2 protein-coding genes, 1 tRNA gene and 1 pseudogene are annotated in these 2,362 nt (G+C 71.8%); all 4 read left to right on the forward strand.

The features are described from left to right. Positions 1-228 precede the first annotated feature (228 nt). Positions 229-852, forward strand: a complete 624-nt coding sequence (locus ACSW7Y_RS17010) for a TetR/AcrR family transcriptional regulator (RefSeq protein WP_438127405.1) — start codon at positions 229-231, stop codon at positions 850-852. Positions 853-943: 91 nt separating this feature from the next. Then, positions 944-1,016 (forward strand) — tRNA-Thr (locus ACSW7Y_RS17015). A gap of 76 nt (positions 1,017-1,092) precedes the next feature. Next, positions 1,093-2,118 (forward strand): Gfo/Idh/MocA family protein, encoded by a 1,026-nt coding sequence (locus ACSW7Y_RS17020; RefSeq protein WP_438127406.1) that lies wholly within the window; start codon positions 1,093-1,095, stop codon positions 2,116-2,118. Between the two features lie 11 nt (positions 2,119-2,129). Beyond that, positions 2,130-2,362, forward strand: a pseudogene (locus tag ACSW7Y_RS17025) (serine/threonine-protein kinase); the annotation flags it as partial.

The raw sequence follows: 2,362 nt of genomic DNA on the forward strand, positions 1-2,362 counted from the left end.
CCACCCGCGCCGCGCCGCGCGCGGACGGAACCAGAGTCCGGGCACAGCACCGCGGACAAGGGCAGTTCCACGTCCGGAACCTGGTTCCGCAGCTCGTCGTGACCAGACGACGGACCGGAGGCGCGCGCTCAGCCCGCCCCGGGCCTCCCGTCCGTCCTCGCCCAGGTGACAGGCCCGCCTGACGCAACCCACAGCCTCCCGGCCGACACCGCGTGGGAGAATCGCGGCATGTCCGACGCAGCCCCCGGCCTGCGCGAGCGGAAGCGCCTCGCCACCCGACTCGCCATCCAACAGGCGGCGTTGCGCATCGCGGTGGAGGACGGCCTCGCGGCCGTCACCGTCGACGAGATCTCCCGCCGCGCCGACGTCTCGTCGCGCACCTTCTTCAACTACTTCCCGAGCAAGGAGCAGGCGATCCTCGGGGACGACCCGACCCTGCCGGACGACGACGCCCTCGCCGGGTTCGTCGCGGGCGGTCCGACCGGCGACCTCCTCCAGGACCTCGGCAACCTGCTCGTGCACTCGACGCAGGCCCTCATCGACGAGCGGGGCCTGATCGCCGAGCGGCAGGAGGTGCTGCGTGCCAACCCGGAGCTGTTCTCGCGGCGGATGGCGTCGATGAAGGAGTTCCAGCACGAGATCGAGACGGCGGTCGCCCGGCGTCTCGAGGCCACCGAGCCGGACCCCGATGCTCGCCGTCGGCAGTCCCGTCTGGCGTCGATCGTGGCCCTCGGAGCGCTGCGGCACGCGTGGTGGGAGTGGTCCGAGCAGGGCGGCGACGTGCACCTCGTCGACGAGCTCGAGCGGTCCTTCGCCGACCTCGGCGCGCTGGTTTCGCGTTCGCTGGTCTGAACCTGTATAGTCATTGCTCGTGCCGCTCCGGCGACGGAGTGCCGAAACGCTGTGGTGACACAGCACCAGACGTGCCGGAAACGGTGCGTTCGCCGCCTTAGCTCAGTCGGTAGAGCGATTCACTCGTAATGAATAGGTCGTCGGTTCGATTCCGACAGGCGGCTCCGCAGAACCCCCTCCGATCCCCGGGTCCGAGGGGGTTCTCCCGTTCGCGCACGAGTGTCCTGGTAGACAGGCCGCATGACGGTTCGTTGGGGAGTGCTCGGGACGGGCGGCATCGCGCGCTCGTTCGTCGGTGACTGCGCGGCGGTCGGTGTCGAGTTCGTCGCGGTCGGGAGCCGGACCACAGCGTCGGCGAAGTCGTTCGCGGACGAGTTCGACATCCCGCGTGCGCACGGCTCCTACGAGGACCTCGTCGCCGACCCCGACGTCGACGCCGTGTACGTCGCGACGCCCCACTCCCGCCACGCCGCCGACGCGCTCCTCGCGATCGGGCACGGCAAGCACGTCCTCATCGAGAAGGCCTTCACGATCACCGCGGCCGAGGCCCGCGCGGTCGCCGACGCCGCCCGCCGAGCGGACGTCGCGGTGATGGAGGCGATGTGGACGCGCTTCCTGCCGCAGATGGCGATGATCCGCCAGGTGCTCGCGGAAGGGCGCATCGGTCGTCCGCGGCTCGTCGAGGCGACGCACCACCAGGCCCTGCCGTCGGACCCGCAGCACCGGCTGAACGACCCGGCACTGGGTGGGGGAGCGCTGCTCGACCTCGGGATCTACCCGGTGTCGTTCGCGGTCGACGTCCTCGGGCTGCCGGAGTCGGTCGTGGCGTCCGGCACGCTGAGCGAGCAGGGCGTCGACACGCAGATGGGCATCGTGATGACCCATGCCGGCGGGACGCAGTCGACGGTGCACTTCGCGCTCGACCTCGCGAGCCCGAACACGGCGTCGATCATCGGCGAGGACGGTCGCATCGACCTCGACGCGACCTGGTTCACGCCGACCACGTGGCGCATCCGCGACCGCGACGGTGCGGTCGTGGAGGAGTTCGACGGGCGTGAGGAGCGCACCGGCTACGGGCACGAGGCGCGCGCGTTCGAGACGATGATCGAGAGCGGGACGCACGAGGGCGGTCCGATGGACCTCGAGGAGTCGGTCGGGATCATGGCCCTCCTCGACGAGGTCCGGCGCCAGGTCGGCGTCCGCTACGCGGCCGACGATCAGGAGGATGAGGAAGACGGCCTGGAGGCTCCTCCCGCAGTTCCGTAGGATCGGTCGCGATGTCCGAGCCGCAACCTCCACGCCCGACCCTCGCCGAGCGCGCCCGTCACGCCGTCACCGCGTTCCGCGGCTCGGTCGCCCGACGCCCCGTGCCGTGGATCGCCGGCGGCCTGGCCGGTGTCCTCGTCCTCGGTTCCGGCGGCGCGGTCGCGGTCGCCGCAGCCACCATGCCCGAGCCGGCCGCGCCGACCCGGACCACCGCGGCGGCGCCGACGGCCACCGCGTCCCGCAC

Source organism: Curtobacterium flaccumfaciens (assembly GCF_051548005.1).
Classification (GTDB): domain Bacteria; phylum Actinomycetota; class Actinomycetes; order Actinomycetales; family Microbacteriaceae; genus Curtobacterium.

Bases quoted from the DNA above. Each gene is read 5' to 3' on its own strand.
- ACSW7Y_RS17020 (WP_438127406.1), top strand. From the start codon at position 1,093: ATGACGGTTCGTTGGGGAGTGCTCGGGACGGGCGGCATCGCGCGCTCG.
- ACSW7Y_RS17010 (WP_438127405.1), top strand. From the start codon at position 229: ATGTCCGACGCAGCCCCCGGCCTGCGCGAGCGGAAGCGCCTCGCCACC.